Source organism: Aromatoleum petrolei (genome assembly GCF_017894385.1).
Lineage (GTDB): Bacteria > Pseudomonadota > Gammaproteobacteria > Burkholderiales > Rhodocyclaceae > Aromatoleum > Aromatoleum petrolei.
Genome location: NZ_CP059560.1, coordinates 3,624,155 through 3,642,571, shown reverse-complemented (window position 1 = coordinate 3,642,571; position 18,417 = coordinate 3,624,155). Strand labels below are relative to the sequence as shown.

15 protein-coding genes and 1 tRNA gene are annotated in these 18,417 nt (G+C 63.7%); 7 read left to right on the top strand and 9 right to left on the bottom strand.

Annotated elements, in window-relative coordinates; translation table 11 throughout:
* Positions 1 to 124: 124 nt before the first annotated feature.
* Complete coding sequence (locus ToN1_RS16605; protein ID WP_169204426.1) at positions 125 to 2,152, top strand: hypothetical protein; 2,028 nt, start codon at positions 125 to 127, stop codon at positions 2,150 to 2,152.
* A 150-nt stretch (positions 2,153 to 2,302) separates the two neighbouring features.
* Here the strand turns inward: ToN1_RS16605 and ToN1_RS16600 are convergent, their stop codons facing one another.
* Positions 2,303 to 2,782: a helix-turn-helix domain-containing protein gene (locus ToN1_RS16600; RefSeq protein WP_169204425.1), complete on the bottom strand. Its 480-nt coding sequence runs from the start codon at positions 2,780 to 2,782 to the stop codon at positions 2,303 to 2,305.
* 194 nt (positions 2,783 to 2,976) lie between these two features.
* On the opposite strand from ToN1_RS16600, the gene ToN1_RS16595 reads away from it, so the two are divergent.
* The gene (locus tag ToN1_RS16595; RefSeq protein WP_169204424.1) at positions 2,977 to 3,456 is read left to right on the top strand and encodes a hypothetical protein; all 480 of its coding nucleotides are present in this window, start codon (positions 2,977 to 2,979) and stop codon (positions 3,454 to 3,456) included.
* Between the two features lie 69 nt (positions 3,457 to 3,525).
* Here ToN1_RS16595 and ToN1_RS16590 read toward each other — a convergent pair whose 3' ends face one another.
* From ToN1_RS16590 to groES, 8 genes are all read right to left on the bottom strand, one after another.
* Positions 3,526 to 4,989 carry a tyrosine-type recombinase/integrase gene (locus ToN1_RS16590; RefSeq protein ID WP_169204423.1) on the bottom strand — a complete coding sequence of 488 codons (1,464 nt, stop codon included), beginning with the start codon at positions 4,987 to 4,989 and terminating at the stop codon, positions 3,526 to 3,528.
* Between the two features lie 270 nt (positions 4,990 to 5,259).
* Positions 5,260 to 5,335: transfer RNA gene (locus ToN1_RS16585), tRNA-Phe, on the bottom strand.
* A gap of 153 nt (positions 5,336 to 5,488) precedes the next feature.
* Complete coding sequence (locus ToN1_RS16580) at positions 5,489 to 7,204, bottom strand: cation acetate symporter (RefSeq protein WP_169204422.1); 1,716 nt, start codon at positions 7,202 to 7,204, stop codon at positions 5,489 to 5,491.
* Positions 7,201 to 7,509: a DUF485 domain-containing protein gene (locus ToN1_RS16575; protein WP_169204421.1), complete on the bottom strand. Its 309-nt coding sequence runs from the start codon at positions 7,507 to 7,509 to the stop codon at positions 7,201 to 7,203. Before ToN1_RS16575 ends, ToN1_RS16580 begins: the two co-directional genes overlap by 4 nt.
* A gap of 129 nt (positions 7,510 to 7,638) precedes the next feature.
* Complete coding sequence (locus ToN1_RS16570; protein ID WP_169204420.1) at positions 7,639 to 9,120, bottom strand: sensor histidine kinase; 1,482 nt, start codon at positions 9,118 to 9,120, stop codon at positions 7,639 to 7,641.
* A complete protein-coding gene (locus ToN1_RS16565; RefSeq protein WP_169204419.1) occupies positions 9,095 to 9,781 on the bottom strand; it encodes a response regulator transcription factor in 687 nt (228 codons plus the stop codon). Before ToN1_RS16565 ends, ToN1_RS16570 begins: the two co-directional genes overlap by 26 nt.
* Before the next feature lie 310 nt (positions 9,782 to 10,091).
* Positions 10,092 to 11,747: a chaperonin GroEL gene (groL, locus tag ToN1_RS16560; RefSeq protein ID WP_169204418.1), complete on the bottom strand. Its 1,656-nt coding sequence runs from the start codon at positions 11,745 to 11,747 to the stop codon at positions 10,092 to 10,094.
* 42 nt (positions 11,748 to 11,789) lie between these two features.
* Complete coding sequence (gene groES / locus ToN1_RS16555; RefSeq protein WP_004311482.1) at positions 11,790 to 12,080, bottom strand: co-chaperone GroES; 291 nt, start codon at positions 12,078 to 12,080, stop codon at positions 11,790 to 11,792.
* Positions 12,081 to 12,425: 345 nt separating this feature from the next.
* Here groES and nosR point away from each other — a divergent pair, with 345 nt between their 5' ends.
* From nosR to ToN1_RS16530, 5 genes are read left to right on the top strand one after another with little or no spacing between them, the layout of a single operon-like run.
* Positions 12,426 to 13,673 (top strand): response regulator c-di-GMP phosphodiesterase, NosR family, encoded by a 1,248-nt coding sequence (gene nosR / locus ToN1_RS16550; RefSeq protein WP_244860806.1) that lies wholly within the window; start codon positions 12,426 to 12,428, stop codon positions 13,671 to 13,673.
* Positions 13,674 to 13,721: 48 nt separating this feature from the next.
* Positions 13,722 to 14,303, top strand: coding sequence for a response regulator (locus ToN1_RS16545; protein WP_169204416.1), 582 nt, complete (start codon positions 13,722 to 13,724; stop codon positions 14,301 to 14,303).
* A 1-nt stretch (position 14,304) separates the two neighbouring features.
* A complete protein-coding gene (locus ToN1_RS16540; protein WP_169204415.1) occupies positions 14,305 to 14,958 on the top strand; it encodes a GTP-binding protein in 654 nt (217 codons plus the stop codon).
* Positions 14,955 to 16,142 carry a sensor histidine kinase gene (locus tag ToN1_RS16535; protein ID WP_169204414.1) on the top strand — a complete coding sequence of 396 codons (1,188 nt, stop codon included), beginning with the start codon at positions 14,955 to 14,957 and terminating at the stop codon, positions 16,140 to 16,142. Before ToN1_RS16540 ends, ToN1_RS16535 begins: the two co-directional genes overlap by 4 nt.
* A gap of 7 nt (positions 16,143 to 16,149) precedes the next feature.
* Positions 16,150 to 18,384 (top strand): ATPase, T2SS/T4P/T4SS family, encoded by a 2,235-nt coding sequence (locus ToN1_RS16530; protein WP_169204413.1) that lies wholly within the window; start codon positions 16,150 to 16,152, stop codon positions 18,382 to 18,384.
* The last annotated feature ends 33 nt before the right edge of the window (positions 18,385 to 18,417 follow it).

The window sequence follows — 18,417 nt, the reverse complement described above, 5'->3', positions numbered from 1 at the left end:
GGGCGATTTTCGCTGCAGCGCAAAAAGTCCCTCCTCCACTGCGAATCCGACGCTATACGGGAGTACCACCGAGCCCCCGATAACGGAACAGAGTGCTCCAGCCTGTTAATCAGGAGCACAAATCATGAAAGGACATTACTTATCATTCAACGAGTTACGAGAAGAACGTTATTCCCACGTTACAGGCCATAACGTCGCGCAGGTCACCCTGTGCTCCTTCGTTTTCGCGGGCTCCTCACTCCTGGAGCACGCAATGGCCTATCCCTACTCCGAACTCATTCAGCAACTTCAACAGCACTTCGGCATATCCCCAGCCGAGCCGCCTGACACGCCCTCGGCAATTCAGCAGTATCGCAATCACTTGAGCGCCCTCAATGGATTCCTCGCCGTGTGCGGCAAGACCGTTGAAGGTAACGTCGGAGCAGAACTGGGAAGCCACTTCGACACGCGCTTGCGCGAATATGTCGAGACGGCGCAACTCGCGCCGCGTACGAAGCGCGACAGAATTACCCAGCTCAAGGCAATTCAGCGTATCTACCAGAAACGTACTGCGAGAACCTCTGCCCCAAGGACGACGCGCTCGACCAGCCTAAGCATAGCCTTGCGGGAGGCGATTGCCCTTACAGGTCATGCCCCCAAGACTCTCGCTAGGGAAATCGGAATTAGCCCTGCAACCGTGCGCCGGTGGCTTAACGGCGCGGGCATCAATCGACGCGGTGTTCCCTCGCTTCACCGCCTCGAAAAGGCTCTCGGCCTCGCGCGCGACACACTCGTCAGCCTTGCAGAACGGGAGGCGGAACTAGCCGATGGAATCGGCGCCGACCTACAAGCACTATCCAAAGGACACCTGCCTGTTGTCGTTCCCTCCTTCCGTCGCCGGCTTGCCGACCGCGAACCGCACGGCCTCACGCTTGCCGAGTCAGACCTGAATGATGACTTCCTTCGTGAGTGGCACGACCTGTTCCAGTACAAGACCGGCGGCACCCTCAACATCCAGCGGACGATGAAAGGGACTTGGCGACTCATTCCGGCGAATACGGCGACAAGGACCACTCACCTCGCGCGGAGGAGAAACATGGTTTGTCCGTCTGCCGAAATGTTCATGGACCGGTTGCGCACCTTCTTTGGCGTCCTGTTTCGTCTGCCGGCTCGTGAGGGCGGGTTTCACTGGAGCGAGCCACCATCCCAAACACTTGCGTGGCTCGCCCATCCTGATGCGCTGACCCTTTATTTGGATTGGCTGACGGACCGCTCGGACGGCATTCGGCATAGCGGACAGCGTGTGTTCTCGCAATTCGTGGCAAGTCTGCTGCGCCCTGAGACCGGATACCTGTGGCAACAAGCCGCTCGATTTCGAGAGCAGCTACCGAGGGAGATGCGGCCCGCCGACGACGACGCTTGGCGTGCGATGTGCGAGCGGAGCCACACCTATCTCAGGCAGTTCATCCGCGGTGCGAAAGGGGTAAGCCGCGCCCCCGACGAGCCCATCGCGAATCTCCTTGCACTCCCCAACCCGCTCAAGCCCGTGTTAAATGCGATTGAACTCATCGATGCGACCGCAGCAGCCTGCCCGCCCGGCAGCATCTCGGAAGCACGACACAAACGGAACGCGCTTCTTTTAGCCATGTTGCTGTCAAACCCGTTGCGGCGGCGAAGCATCGCTTCGCTGACGTGGGAACCGAACGGCCACGGGTCACTGCGCGGTTCGGCGGCATCCGGTTGGCGCATCGTTCTCGCCCCCCATCAACTGAAGAATGGCGACAGCAACCGCGGCAGAAACTACGACGTCAAGGTCGCAGATTGGCTCAACTCGAGGCTTTCCGAGTACCTTGAGGAGTATCGAGACACGCTGTTAAACGGCGGTCGCAGCCGCTATCTCTTTATTGGAGATGAGACAGAGAAGTTGTGGGAGGGACTAGGGACCACGGTCCGTAACATCACCCGCCGGTACATTCCGGGCTCGCCAGGGTTCGGACCTCACGCCCTGCGACATTTGGTCGCGACAGACTGGTTGCGGCGCTTCCCTGGCGATTTCCTTACCGTGGCAGAACTACTCAACGACCGACTGGAAACGGTCCTCGCCAGCTACGCTCACCTGAAGCGCGACGACTCGTTCTCACGCTACGAGGCCCACATCGCCACTATGATTTAGGAGCAGGACGATGGCGGAGCGAATTACGCTCCGCCTCTTCGTTTGTATAGTCTTTGCACGCTGCAGATTCGGGGAGCAACCACAGCACCTACACAGCGCAAAAATCCCCCCGCATGCGGGGGGACCGAGGCAACGCAACTGCCCTGTAACTTAACTGACCGCCGCAGGCTGACCCGAGCCCGTCCAGCTCCAGCGCGTGACGCGCAAGACCGGGCTCCCTGTCGCGTATTCGTACAACGCCACAAGCAGCCGTTTGGCCGGCTCGGGGAGACCTTTTAGGTCCTCGGCCGTCACCACCGCTTCCAGGCCTTGCGGGGACGCTGCTAGCACTTCCATGGCCTTGTTCAGCTCCACCGTCCATGACGTCGGGGGCGCAACGAAGTCAGCGTGACGCAACTTTTCCGCCATCAAGAAGCACACTACCGGCGGCACCTCGAGATACGCCGCAATTTCCCGTATGACCTCATCCCTGAGGCCCTGCATAGGCCTATCCCCGCGCAGCAGCTCCGAGAGGTAGCTCTGGCTCACGTGCAACCGCTGGGCGAGTGACGTAACCCCTTCCCTGCTCGCATGCATTTTTTCGCGCAGCCTGGCCGCAAGCGCGGTTCCTGCAGTGCCCTGTCCACTCATCGCTATTTCTCCGAAACCGGACACATGTCCTGCTTCGTATAGCGAAACGCGCGCGGGGAGCATCAGCTCATCGCATCGGTCGATGCTTCATCGCTCACTGCGATGCTTTTTGCCTCCAAGGTCAGCGCCGATACAGTGGCGCCGAGGCAGCCCGACATCCCGAAGGCTGCGATTTCCACCCGACGGAGGGCAGATTGGCGCTGAAATCGAATCGACACGAAAACCTGGTCTATCACGGGGACTGGCACACCGCGCTTCTGAGTGCTTTAGCGCTCGCCGAGGAAGGAACTTCGACGCCGTCGTTCCTTGCGGCCTTCGCGGAATTGCGGGCACTGCTCATCGAGCACGACGAATGCGCACATACCGTCACCGTTCGCCGGCCGTTTCCGAACGGGTTCGATGCGCAGTTCGTTGCTGACTGTGTTCGGGGCTACCTCGAAGATGACGGCGCTACCCTCGACGTTTCAGAGGAAGGCCACATCACGGTCACGATGACCAAGCGCGGGTCCCCCGAATACGCGCAGTTCTGGGTCACGACGGAAGTTGAACGGGGCATTGCCTGCGCAAAATTCATACTGGACGCCCCCTACCCTGCGCCACGCCTGCCGGCTCCGGTCTTGGCGCCGGTTGACGCCCGGCCCTACGCCAGCAGCCCAAGGCGTCGCAGACCTTGACGCGGGGTTGGCGGCGGGACCGCATGCTGCCCCGCCGCCGAACGGCCCAAATTCGCGTCACAGCCGCCGTTAAGCCGCCCGTCGCCCAAAAGCGACAAGAATGAGGTTGCCGGCGACCGTTTGGGGCGTACCTCGCACCGTTTGCGCCACCTCAGCCGGTTTCGATGCACCCTCGGTTCCCGACGCATTTTCGCCTGCGCGCACCGCCTCCCGTTCTCTCACAGCCGTCGAGAGGCCCTCGGCTAAATTCACGCGGTAGCCAGCGGGCAAGGTGCCCTTATCAGTGTCGTCGCCATGCATCATCCGCACGACATCGTCTGCCTTCAGGTTGATGTAGCGCATCGCCATCTGCGTGGTCTTGTGTCCGGTGATGAGCATGATGACGGGCAGGTTGCCTTTGTACTCAAGCGCGTAGCGGGTGGCCGACGTATGGCGCAAGTCGTGCAGTCGCACTCCTTCGACTTCGGCCGCCTTGCACGCCTGCGACCACGCTTTCTTTACCGCTTCGTACGTGGTCGGAAAGACCCGGGCGTCGGGGCCGTACGGCTCCCCCGGCTTCACTGGCTTCCTCTGCCTCTTCTGCTTCTTCTGCCGGGCCTCTTCGGCTTCCTTCGCCCGCTGCGCGAGCTCGCCGAGAATCACGATTGCGCCGGGGCTCAGCGGGACCAGACGTCGTCCAGTCTTCGCGTCAGGAAGTTCCAACACACGCCGCGTCCAATTGATGTCGCGCCAGCGAAGGCTCGTGAGTGGCTCACATGAGCGCATGGCCGTCTCCAGCATGAGGCAGGCGAGCGGGGCGACGTGGGGATTGCGGTATTCGAGCAGGGCCTGGGATATCCGTTCCCACTCCTCGTTGGTGAGGACGCGGTCGCGCCCCGCGTCCAGTTCTGGCATGTCCAGGTCGGCCCCTGCCGGATTGCCGCCGGCGTGCCGCCACTTCCACACCGCACTCGCATGGCGAAACAGCCGCCGCAACTCGGAGCGCTCGAGATGGACCGTCGCCGACTTCTTCCCCTCAGCGCGCAGCGCATCGAGGTAGGCCTGGATGTGATGGGTCGTTACGTCGGCCATGTTCATGCGCGCGAGACCGGCCCGGCGCTTGTCGCTCTCCGCGCTCGCTGCGGCCTGGGTAACCCGGTGGGCCAGGAGCGAGTTGCGCACGGTACGACCGCACTCTTCCACGAAGGCCACCTCCCAGTACACCCTCTTGCCCTCTTTCTCCATTTCTACAGGGCTCAACGCAACGACGGGTAGCTGCAAGGCGCGCAGGAAGCGGTTGATGCGCCGGGAGTCCTGGTCGGCGCCCTTCAGGTACGGCAGGCGTTGTCGCGCGTAGTCCATGAACGCGACGCCGAGGCTGGTGCGGTACGGACCAAGCCCGGACTGTGCAGGCCCCTGCGTGAGTTCCTGGCGCACGCGCTCCATGTCTTCCTTCGCGCGCGCGGCGGTTTTGAATCCGCTCCGGTAGACGTCCCGGCCCGCCACGCGCAGCCGATAGGCCCAGCCGGCCCCGTCCTTGTAGGGCTTAGCCATGGCGACGTCCCTCCGCGACGAAGATGAAGGGCAACGTTTCCCGGGGGAATGATGTGTGACGCATCTGCAACTCCTCAAGTCGATGGAGCATGCGTATAGGTCAACACGACGGTCGCCAACATGCACAAACGCGCTTCGAACGAAAAAAATTCCGTTCAACCGCAGTCGTGCGCACCCGGTCACCGATGGCAGTGTCAGAAAAACGTCAGAACACACGCCAAAAAGCACTTAGCCCAGCTTTTTGGGCTGGGCTAAGTGCTTGAAATCCTTTGGTGGCCAGGGACGGAATCGAACCGCCGACACGCGGATTTTCAATCCGCTGCTCTACCAACTGAGCTACCTGGCCGGTGAAGACGCGCATTATAGCGGGTCCCGACGAAGTGTCAAACATATTTTCGTCACGACATCGAAATATCCGCTACGAAAAAAATGGGGCAGCAATCGCCGCCCCGAATCATTCACCCAACCACCGGCCCGAGGGCCGGCGGCGTCACAGCCCTCAGTGGCCGGAAGCACCTTCCGCGCCGATACCGGTCTCCGAACGCACCTTCTGCGCGAGGTAACCCGCACGGTCTTCCTGGGCACGCGCGCTGTTGTCGAGAATCGAGAACAGCCAGATGCCGATGAAGCCCGCCGCCATCGAGAAGAGCGCCGGCGAGGTGTAGGGGAACAGCGCCGAACCCTTCGGGTTGCCCAGCGTGGCTTCCCACACGGACGGCGACACCACGGTCAGCACCACGGCAGTGATCAGGCCAATGAAGCCGCCGATGCACGCACCGCGGGTGGTGCAATCCTTCCACAGCACCGACATGAAGAGCACCGGGAAGTTTGCCGAAGCGGCGATCGCGAAGGCCAAGGACACCATGAAAGCGATGTTCTGCTTCTCGAACGCGATACCCAGCACAACTGCGATGATCCCCAGGGCGACCGTCGTGATGCGCGAGACGCGCAGTTCCGAAGCGGAGTCGGCGTTGCCGTGCTTGAACACCGTGGCATAGAGGTCGTGCGACACCGCCGAGGCACCCGACAACGTCAGGCCGGCAACCACCGCCAGAATCGTTGCAAACGCGACCGCGGAGATGAAGCCGAGGAACACGTTGCCGCCGACGGCGTTGGCGAGGTGGATAGCGGCCATGTTGCCACCGCCGATCAGGCCCTTCGCATCGAGGAACTGCGGGTTGGTCGACACCATCACGATCGCGCCGAAGCCGATGATGAAGGTAAGGATGTAGAAGTAGCCGATCCAGGTGGTCGCCCAGAACACCGACTTGCGCGCTTCCTTGGCATCCGGAACGGTGAAGAAGCGCATCAGGATGTGCGGCAGTCCGGCGGTACCGAACATCAGCGCCATGCCGAACGATATCGCGGAGATCGGATCCTTGATGAAGGAGCCCGGTCCCATGATCGCCTGACCGATGATGCCGGCCTCCTCCGCGGTCTTGCCACCCGCGAGGGCGACGCCCGCCTTGACCTTGACCGAAGCGGCGAACAACTGCTCCGGCGAGAAGCCGTAGTTCAGCATGACCATGAAGGCCATGAAGGACGCGCCGGCGAGCAACAGGCAGGCTTTGATGATCTGCACCCAAGTCGTCGCGGTCATGCCACCGAAGAGCACGTACACCATCATCAGCGCGCCGACGATGACAACCGCAATCCAGTACTCGAGGCCGAACAGCAGCTTGATCAGCTGACCTGCGCCAACCATCTGCGCGATCAGGTAGAAGGCCACCACGACCAGCGTGCCCGAGGCCGCGAAGGTGCGGATTGGGGTCTGCTTGAAGCGGTAAGCTGCGACGTCGGCAAAGGTGAATTTACCCAGGTTGCGCAGCTTTTCCGCCATCAGAAAGGTGATCACGGGCCAGCCGACCAGGAAGCCGATCGAATAGATCAGACCGTCGTAGCCGTTGGCCATGACCGCCGCGGAGATACCGAGGAAGGACGCTGCCGACATGTAATCGCCGGCGATCGCCAGGCCGTTCTGGAAGCCGGTGATGCCGCCGCCTGCGGTGTAGAAATCCGCCGCCGACTTGGTCTTGGCGGCCGCCCACTTGGTGATGAACAGGGTGCCGACGACGAAGACGGCGAACATGACGATCGCCGTCCAGTTGGTCGCCTGCTTCTCCGCCTGACCGAGGTCAGCGCCGGCCGCCAGTGCGGCGCCCGCCGCCAGGGCGAGCGCGAGTCCGCCGCCGAGTTTGATGAAGCGACCGCTCATTTGCTGGCCTCCTTGACGATGTCCTGGGTCAGAGCGTCGAACTCGGAGTTCGCGCGGCGCACGTAGATGCCGGTGATGATGATCGTGAACACAATCACACCGAACCCCACGGGAATGCCAACGGTCATGACACCGTCGCCCAGCTTCTGGGCGAACAGAGCCTTATCGAACGCGATGACCGCGATGTAGCCGTAATACACGACCATCATAATCGCCGTCAGAATCCAGCCATACGATGAGCGGGTGCTCACGAGCTGCTGGTACTTCGGGTTGGCGACGATTTTTGTCACCATATCGTTTTGCATGTCTCCCTCCTTGAAACGGTGGTCGGCCGGGGTTTTTCTCCGGTTCCCACCACAATAATGCGGGAGACTTACGATGCCCTTACGAGCGCTTGCAGTTTCGCAATCGAGAGCAAGGCCGCCGTTTTCCGCCTAACCGAGCGGAAAATCGCCGTATACCTGGATCGGCGGCGGGACATGGCCACGCGGGAAGACGACCTGGACGATCGTGCCTTGGCCTGCCGGATTGGGATTGAGCGTGACCGTCGCGCGATGCAGCTCGGCAATCTCGCGCACGATCGGCAAGCCCAAGCCGGAACCATCCTCGCCGCTGCCAAGGACGCGGTAGAAGCGCTCAAACACGCGCTCGCGGTCGGCCTCGGGGATGCCTACACCGGTGTCCTCGACTTCCAGGATCGGCGCACCGGAATAGCGCGTATTGGCGGTGACACTCCCGCCCACTGGGGTGTATTTGATCGCGTTATCGACGAGATTCTTGATCATCTCGCGCAGCAGCACCGGATTGCCCTCCACCGTCAGCGCCTCGGAGCCGCCCTCCACGCCGAGATCGATGTTCTTCGCCTGGGCCCGCGGGAAGAGATCCAGCGCGACATCACGCACGAGCGCCCGCAGGTCGATCGTCTCCACCGCATAGAGCTTCTCGAAGCTCGCCTCGGCACGTGCGAGCGACAGCAGCTGGTTGATCAGGTGGCTCGCGCGCTCGGTGCTCTGGGCGATGCGCGACAGCGACTCGCGCAGCGCGATGGGGTCGGTTTCCTGCAGCGCGAGTTCGGTCTGCATGCGCAGACCGGTGAGCGGGGTGCGCATCTGGTGCGCGGCGTCGGCGATGAAACGTTGCTGGGCCTGAAGATTCTCTTCCAGCCGCGCCATCATGTCGTTGAAGGCGACGATCAGCGGGCGCACCTCCTCGGGCACGCTGGCGGCCGCGATCGGCGAAAGATCGGTGGGGCGGCGGCGGCGGATCAGGCTCTGCAGGCGATTGAGCGGGGCAATGCCGCGCGTCAGGCCGACCCATACCAGCACGACCGCAAGCGGGATGATGGCGAACTGCGGCAACAGCACGCCGGTGACGACGCGCGAGGCGAGATCGCTGCGCTTGTTGCGGGTCTCCGCGACCTGCACGAGCACGAGGGGACTGGCAGGTTCCGGCCACGGACGCAGGAACTGATAGGCGATGCGCACCTCTTCGCCCTGAATTACGTCGTCGCGGTAGAGCACGTCTTCGGGGATCAGGATGGGAGGGGCTGGCGTCCAGCCGATTTCGCGGTCGCCGGTGACCAGATCGCCACTCTCGTGCGCGACCTGGTAGTAGACGACGTCGTCCTGATCGGCGCGGAACAGCGCCCGCGGCGGCGCGGGAAAGTGCACCGCAACCTTGCCCCCCTCCACCGTGACCAGGCGCGCCAACGCGCGCACGCTGTCGGCGAGCGCGCGGTCGTAGGGCTGGTTGGCGATATTGTCCGCGACGTTGTGCGTGACGATGATGGAGATCGGCCACAGGAACAGCAGGGGCGCGAGCATCCAGTCGAGGATCTCGCCGAACAGCGAGTTCGGCTGCGTCGGCGAGCGTCCGCCCGCGGCGGTCTTGTCAGGCTTTCGCCGCCTGGCCAGCATCCACCGTTTCCAGGCAGTAACCCAGCCCGCGCACCGTCACGATGCGCACACCGCTGTCCTCGAGCTTCTTGCGCAGGCGATGGACGTACACCTCGATCGCGTTGCTCGACACCTCCTCGCCCCATCCGCACAGGTGGTCCACGAGCTGATCCTTGCTGACGAGGCGCCCCACCCGCAGGATGAACACTTCCAGCAGCCCGATCTCGCGGGCGGAGAACTCGACAACCTGACCGCTGATCTTCACGACGTGGTCGGCCTGGTCGTAGGACAGGCTGCCGACCTCGATGCAGCATGCCTGACCGGTGCCGCGGCGGGTGAGCGCGCGCACGCGCGCCTCCAGCTCGGGCAGCGCAAAGGGTTTCGTGAGGTAGTCGTCGGCGCCGGCATCGAGGCCGCGCACACGATCCTCGACGCCGTCCTGGGCCGTGAGGATCAACACCGGGATGGTCGACTTCCGCGCTCGCAGACGTTTCAGGACCTCAATCCCCGGCAAGCGCGGCAAGCCCAGGTCGAGAATCACCAGATCATACGGTTGCGATGCCAATGCCGTATCCGCCTCGACACCGGAAGGCACGTGATCGACTGCAAAGCCGCCGCGACGAAGGGCGCGACACAAACCGTCGGCAATGACGGCATCATCTTCCGCAAGCAGAATCCGCATGGAATCAGGATGTAAGTTATATGTAAGCGGGCGCGCCTAGATTTACACCCGCTGTTCTCCTTTACCCGGTCAGAGGAATGGCCGCGCCGCCAGCGCGCCCGCTCCCGGGAGCTTCCAGCCGATTTCGCCGGAAACTCCCGACCGCCTTTTTTCCGCTCCCCCGATTATCACACGCTTCGAGCGCGACCGCGCACCGAGGCCCCTTCTTGCGTGCACAGCATCCGCCAAAAAGCACAACGGCCCCGCCGAAGCGGGGCCGTTGTGCGCCGGACCCGAAGGTCCGGAAGGTGAGCTGGCGCTCAGACTGGCATTACATGCCCATGTCCATGCCGCCCATGCCACCCATGCCACCCATGCCGCCCATGCCGCCGCCCATCGCGGGCTTGTCTTCGACCAGCTCGCCGACCATGCAGTCGGTGGTGAGCATCAGGCCGGCAACGGAAGCGGCGTTCTGCAGCGCGGTGCGCTCGACCTTGGTCGGGTCCAGCACGCCCATCTCGACCATGTCGCCGTACTCGCCGGTGGCGGCGTTGTAGCCGAAGTTGCCGCTGCCTTCCACGACACGATTGACCACCACCGACGGCTCGTCGCCGGCGTTGGCGACGATCTCGCGCAGGGGCTGCTCCATCGCGCGCAGGACGATCTTGATGCCGGCGTCCTGGTCGTGGTTGTCGCCCTTGAGGTTGGTCAGGTTGGAACGGGCACGCAGCAGCGCGACGCCGCCGCCGGGGACGATGCCTTCTTCAACGGCAGCACGGGTGGCGTGCAGCGCGTCTTCGACACGTGCCTTCTTTTCCTTCATTTCGACTTCGGTCGCGGCACCGACCTTGATCACGGCAACACCGCCAGCCAGCTTGGCCACGCGCTCCTGCAGCTTCTCGCGGTCGTAGTCGGAGGTGGCTTCCTCGATCTGCACGCGGATCTGCTTGACGCGGGCTTCGATGCGCTCGGCCTGGCCGGCGCCGTCGATGAGGATGGTGTTTTCCTTGCCGATCTCGATGCGCTTGGCCTGGCCGAGGTCGGTCAGGGCAGCCTTCTCGAGGGTCAGGCCGACTTCCTCGGCGATGACCTGGCCGCCGGTCAGGACGGCGATGTCTTCCAGCATCGCCTTGCGACGGTCGCCGAAGCCCGGAGCCTTGACGGCGCAGGTCTTGAGGATGCCGCGGATGTTGTTGACCACCAGGGTCGCCAGCGCTTCGCCTTCGACGTCTTCGGCGATGATCAGCAGCGGACGGCCAGCCTTGGCGACTTGCTCGAGCACCGGCAGCAGGTCACGGATGTTGGAGATCTTCTTGTCGAAGAGCAGGATGAACGGGTTCTCGAGAATCGCGACCTGCTTGTCCGGGTTGTTGATGAAGTACGGCGACAGGTAGCCGCGGTCGAACTGCATGCCTTCGACGACGTCGAGTTCGTTGTTCAGCGACTTGCCGTCCTCGACGGTGATGACGCCTTCCTTGCCGACCTTGTCCATCGCGCGGGCGATGATCTCGCCGATGTCGGCGTCGGAGTTCGCGGAGATCGAGCCGACCTGGGCGATTTCCTTGTTGGTCGAGCAGGGCTTCGACAGCTTCTTCAGCTCTTCGATGGTGGCGATGACGGCCTTGTCGATGCCGCGCTTCAGGTCCATCGGGTTCATGCCGGCGGCAACGTACTTCATGCCTTCGCGCACGATCGACTGGGCCAGCACGGTTGCGGTGGTGGTGCCGTCACCGGCGATGTCGGAGGTCTTGGAAGCGACTTCCTTGACCATTTGCGCGCCCATGTTGGCGAACTTGTCCTTCAGTTCGATTTCCTTGGCGACCGAGACGCCGTCCTTGGTCACCGTCGGGGCGCCGAACGAGCGCTCGAGCACGACGTTGCGGCCCTTCGGGCCCAGGGTCACCTTGACCGCGTCGGCCAGGATGTTGACGCCTTCGACCATGCGGGCACGGGCGGAATCACCGAACTTGACTTCTTTAGCTGCCATTGTTGATTGCTCCTAGGATTCGAGTGGGGAAACGGGGGAGGCTCAGGCCTCGACCACGCCCATGATGTCTTCTTCGCGCATGACGAGCAGCTCGTCGCCTTCGACCTTGACGGTCTGGCCGGCGTACTTGCCGAACAGGACCTTGTCGCCGACCTTGACGGCCATCGGGCGGACCTTGCCGTCGTCGAGGATCTTGCCGTTGCCCACGGCCAGCACTTCACCCTGGTCCGGCTTCTCGCCGGCGGAGTCGGGGATCACGATGCCGCTGGCGGTCTTGCGTTCGGCTTCGAGGCGCTTGACGATCACGCGATCATGCAAGGGACGGATTTTCATTGACTCACTCCTTGTTATCACATCGAGCACGGGCATGGCCCGTCTGGAAAATTCGCGGTGGCCTCGGGCACTGCCCGGGCCGTTAGCACTCACTGCCAACGAGTGCTAATAATAGGGACGCACTTTTGGGATTTCAAGTGCAGGATGGACATTTCGTTCGCGCCCTCGCCAAGCCGAGGGATTCCGCCCGGAGTGGCGCAGCCACAAACATCAGTGGCATGATATTTTGCAGACATTTACTTGCTTTGCTCCCGTTTCCAGCATCGGGGTTAGCCCCGCAGGGCCATGACAGAGACCGTCCAGACCCCCCCCAGCGTGCTCCTAGTCGACGACGAGCCAAGTATCTTGTCGTCGCTCCGACGGCTATTGCGCCCGGCTGGCTACCGGATCCACACGGCGGAGGGCGGCAAGGCCGGCCTTGAGATCCTGGAGCGCGAACACGTCGACCTGGTGGTGTCCGACATGCGCATGCCGGAGATGGACGGCGCCACCTTCCTGGAGCAGGTGCGAACGCGCTGGCCCGACGTGATCCGCCTGCTGCTGACCGGCTATGCGGACATGAGCTCGACGATCGATGCGATCAACCGGGGCGAGATCTATCGCTATATCGCCAAGCCCTGGGACGACAGCGAACTCGCCCTGACGGTCCGGGATGCCCTCGAGCGGCGCCGGCTGCAGGCCGAAAACGCGCGCCTGCTGGCACTCACGCAGCAGCAGAACGAGGCGCTGCGCGAGCTCAATGCCAGCCTCGAGGACAAGGTGCGCGAGCGGACCGAGGCGCTGGAGCAGGCCAATGGTTCGCTGAAGCACGCCAACGAACGCTTGAAGCAGAATTTCCTCGTATCCATCAAGACCTTCTCGGGGCTGATGGAACTGCGGGGCGGCGGCGTGGCCGGCCATGCCCGCCGCGTGGCAGACCTCGCACGCAGGCTGGCCGCGCGACTCGATGTCGATGCCAAGGACCAGCAGGATATTTTCGTTGCAGGCCTGCTGCACGATATCGGCAAGATCGGCTTTTCCGACGCCATGCTCGCGAAGCCGGTGTCGCGGATGAACGGCGAGGAGCTCGCGCATTACCGCAAGCATGCAATTGCCGGCGAATCGGCGCTGATGCCGCTCAACGAGCTCAAGGACGCCGCGCATCTGATCCGCTCCCATCATGAACGCTTCGACGGTCAGGGCTTTCCCGACGGGCTGCAGGGGCTGACGATTCCCTTCGGTGCGCGCATCCTGAGTGTGGTGAACGACTACGACGGCTTGCAGATCGGTACGCTGTCGGACAAACGCATGACGCGCGATGAAGCGTTGGCGATGATCGTTCAGGCGCGCGGCAAGCGTTACGATCCGCAGGTTGTCGATGCCTTCGTCGAGATGCAGGGCGGGGTCGCGCCCGAACCGCCGTCGCGCGATCTGGCGGTGGCGGCAGGCGACTTGCGGCCGGGCATGGTGCTCGCGCGCGATCTGGTCGGACGTGACGGCGCCCTGCTCCTGGCGGCAGATTACCTGCTCGACGAATCCCTGATTCGCCAGATCCAGAACTACGCGCGACGGGAAGGCATCGCACTGACTCTATACGTGCGCAACGACAAATGACGCGACATGCCGGCACCCGTCGTGCCGGCTTGCCGCTTAGGAGGTCCCATGAGCCGCATCCTGATCGTCGATGACGAGGAGTCGATCCTGAAGTCGCTGCGGCGGCTGCTGTCGCTGACGCCCTGCATGGGGGGAGGAAAAGTCTATACTCTCCAGATCGATACGTTCAGCAGTCCGGCCGACGCTCTCGACAAGTCGCGCCACACCGCCTACGACCTGGTGCTGTCCGACTATCGCATGCCCGGGATGGATGGCGTTCAGTTCCTCAAGGCTTTCCGGGAGATCCAGCCCGATGCGGCGCGCCTGATCCTGTCCGGCTACGCCGACCTCAACGGCCTGATCGGCGCCATCAACGAGGCCGGCATCAGCCGGTTCCTGTCCAAGCCCTGGAACGACTACGAACTGGTCGCCGCAATCGGTCAGGCGCTGGCGGTGCGCGAGCTGACGCTCGAGAACCAGCGTCTGGCGGATCAGGTGCGCGTCACAGCAGGGGCGATGTCGGCCGAGGAGCTCGAACGCAAGCGGCTGGAAGCCGAAGAGCCGGGGATCACCAAGGTGCTCTGGGGCGAGGACGGTTCGGTGCTGCTCGACGAGTCGCTGCTCGACGACCCGGACGCGGGACGGCCTTGAGATGCCGGAGCTGGAGCGTGACGCCGGCCGGCTGACCTTCAAACTGGTGTATTACGGCCCTGCCCAGGGCGGCAAGACGACCAACCTGATGCAGTTGCACGATCTGGTGGGCGCCGAGATGAAGGGCGAGTTGATGACCCTCGAGACGCAGCACGACCGCACGCTCTTCTTCGACCTGCTGCCGCTGGGCTTTCGTGCGCCTTCGGGGCTGATGATCCGTTTCCGGCTGTTTACCGTGCCCGGCCAAGTCGCTCACGACGGCACGCGCAAAGCCGTGCTGTCGCGTGCCGACGGCGTCGTCTTCGTTGCCGACTCGCAGCGCACCGAGGCGACGAACAACGGCGAGTCTTTCCAGAACCTGGCCGAGAACCTCGGCCGCGTCGGCCTCGATCTCGAGCGCCTGCCGATCGTCGTTCAGTTCAACAAGCGCGACCTGCCCTCCATCCTCAGCGAGGAAGAGGTGCGCGAACGCTATGAAGGGGCGCCTTGGCCGCTGATGTTCGCCAGCGCGATCAACGGCAGCGGCGTCGTGCCCACCTTCCGGCTCCTGTTGCAGGGGGTGTGGCGGCAGTTTGCGTCGGAATTCGAGCTCGACACGGCTCACGGGCTCGATGAGGCGACCTTCCTCAAGGCGGCGCTGGGAGAGGCGCAATGAGCGGCGAGGCCGGGTTTGACCGGGAATTTGTGCTCGGCGAACTGATCGCTGCACGCGATGCCGATGAACTCTGCACCCAATTGACCCCTGTCCTGGGCGCTCCGGTCGCGCTGCTCGACGCCGCGGGAGCGCCGTTCGGCGCGGCGGCGGAACCGCCCGGCGCGATCCGCGCGCCGCTGGTGCTCGAACTCGAGCCCCTCGCTTATCTCGCCTGCGCCTGCGACGCAGCCGCGCTCAAGGCGGCGGCGCGTGTCGTGCGCTGGGGGCTGCTGTCGCGCGCACGCTTCCGCATGGTGTCGGATCTGCACCTCGAGGCGGTGCGCGCGGACTACGCCAAGCTGCAGCAGCAGAACGAGGCGCTCAGGGCGTCCGAAGCGAAATACCGCGAGCTCGCCGAGGCGCTCGACGCGAAGGTCAAGGAACAGGTCCGGATCATCGACGAGCGCCAGCGCCAGCTCTACCAGGCCGAGCGCCTTGCGTCGATCGGCCAGCTTGCGGCGGGCGTGGCACACGAGATCAACAACCCCCTTGGTTTCGTCACCAGCAACCTTTCTTCGGCCGAACGCTACGTGGCACAGCTGGCCGCCTTACGCGACTACGTGCCGGCCGAGCGATGGAAGGCGGTCGACATGGACTTCGTGCTCGCGGATTTTTCCGAACTGATCGCCGACTCTCAGCAGGGGGTCACCCGCATCGCGCGCATTGTCCGCGACCTGAAGGGTTTTTCCAGCGTGGACAAGCCCGACGTGCAGCTCGCGAATCTGAACGAGCACCTCGAGTCGCTGTTTGCGGTCATCGCCGGCCAGAAACCCGCAGGCGTCACCCTCCATAGCGAGCTGGGGCCGCTTCCGCCGCTGACCTGCCTGCCCGGGCATCTCAACCAGGCCTTTCTCAACATGTTGCAGAACGCCCTGCAGGCCGTCGATCAGCACGGCAGCGTGACTTTGCGCTCCTCCGCCACCGACACCCATATCGTCGTGCAGATCGATGACGACGGCCCCGGCATCGCCGCGGAGGTCTTGCCTCACATCTTCGACCCCTTCTACACGACACGCGGCGTGGGCGGCGGCACCGGCCTGGGGCTGACGGTGGCGCGCGACATCGTTCTCACGCACGGCGGCACGATTACTGCCGAAAACCGCCCCGATGGCGGCGCACGCTTCACCGTGGAGTTGCCGCTGTAGGCCCGCCATGAGCAATTACGCCGCCTTCTTCACCGGCCAGAAAGACGCCGCCGACCCCGCCGCGGTTGCCGAGAAGCCCCGCTACCGCATCCTTTTCGTCGACGACGAACCGGCGATCCTCAAGGCGCTGACGCGCATCTTCCGCAGCCAGTCCTACGAGGTGCTCACGGCCGGCAACAGCACCGAGGCCCTTGCACGGCTGAAGGAGGCGCCGGTCCAGGTCATCATCAGTGACTACATGATGCCCGGCATGAACGGCGCCGAGTTGCTCAAGCACGTCAAGAAGCTGTATCCGGACACCATCCGCATCATGCTCACGGGCCACGCCGACACCGGCGCGGTGATGGGCGCGATCAACGAAGGGGCGGTGTACAAGTTCATCCTCAAGCCGTGGAACGACGATGACCTGCGCGTTACGGTGTCGCTGGCACTGGAGCAGTTCGACCTGGTCCAGAAGAACCGCGCGCTGACGGCCGAAAACGCCAAGAAATCGAAGGAGATTTCGGCGCTGTCGCGCATGGCGGTGTCCAACCGCAGCCAGCTTGGCACGATGCTGCACAAGAAGGGGCTGATCACTAGCGCGCAATGGCAGGAACTCACTCGCTTGCAGGGCATCCACAAGGAACCCCTGATCAAGTTGCTGCTCGAGCGCGGCTGGGTGGCCGAGAAGGCGCTGCGCAAGATCCTGCGCGAGGATCTGCTGGTCGAGGAGGTCTCGCTCGGGGAATTCCGCGTCGACTCCGCGATTGCGGAGCTCATCCCGCGCTCGTTCTGCCGCAAGCAATGGGTGGTGCCGCTCAAGCTCGAGGGACGGCGCCTGATGCTTGCGTTGGCCGATCCGATGGATGCCGGCCTGATCGACGACATCCGCTTCACGGCCGGGCTGGACCTGAAGGTCGTGATGGCCGACTCCGAGGCGATCCAGAGCAAGATCGCCGAGGTGTATGGCAGCGACGACGGCAGCGACATCCGTGAACTGGAGACTCTGGTCGGCAACATCGACCCCTACGAGGGCATCGAGATCGTCATCGACGACGACGAGGCGGTGCCGCTCGACGAGTTGATGGCCGCGACCAACGAACCGCCGGCAATCCGCCTCGTCAATGCCATCATCCTGGAAGCGATCCGCCTCGGCGCCTCCGACATCCACATCCAGCCGAAGACCAAGAACGTCGTCGTGCGCTTGCGCATCGACGGGGTGCTGCAGGACAAGATACAGATCCCGCACGCCCTGCACAGCCCGCTGGTGTCACGGCTGAAGATCATGGCCGAGCTGGACATCTCGGAGCGCCGCCGCCCCCAGGACGGGCGCATCACCGTGAAGTCGCCGCTGCGCATCGTCGATCTGCGCATCTCCACCCTGCCGACGATCAATGGCGAAAAGGTCGTGATGCGCATCCTCGACCGCAACTCGCAGGTGCTGAGCCTCGCCGGGCTGGGCTTCGGCGAGGCGGGGCTGGCAAAGGTGCGGGTGATGGTCGACAAGCCGCAGGGCCTCGTGCTCGCGACCGGGCCGACCGGTAGCGGCAAGACCACCACGCTTTATTCGCTGCTGCAGGCAAACGCCTCGCCGGCGAAGAACTACATCACGATCGAGGATCCGGTCGAGTATTACCTCGACAGCGCGGGTCAGGTACTGGTCAAGGAAAAGATCGGGCTCACCTTTCCGGCCGTGCTGCGCGCAATCCTGCGCCAGGATCCGGATGTGGTGCTGATCGGCGAGATCCGCGACTACGAAACCGCCGAGGTCGCCTTCCACACCGCGCTGACGGGCCATCAGGTGCTCTCCACCCTGCACACCAACTCCGCGCTGGCAACCATCGCGCGCCTGCTAGATCTCGGCCTCAAGCCCTTCATCGTCGCGAGCGCGCTGGAAGGTGTCATTGCACAACGCCTGGTGCGTCGCATCTGCCGTCACTGCCGCCGCGAAGCCGTTCCCGATTCCGCCCTCGCCGCCCGCCTCGGCAGCCGCTTTGCCGAACTCGACCGGGTCTTCGCCGGCGAAGGCTGTGCGCAATGCGACGGCACCGGCTACCACGGACGACTGGGGCTGTACGAGATCCTGCTGCCGGACGAGCATCTGCGCGATCTGATCACGCGCGGCGCGAGCATCCGCGAGATCACCGCACATGCGCGGGCAAGCGGACACGAGACGCTGTGGGATGATGCATTGATGAAAATTGCACGGGGCGACACGACGCTCGAGGAAATCCTGCGCGTGCTGGGCCCGGAACCCGAATGACCGATCAATCCGATGAATTGCTCAGTGAGTGAC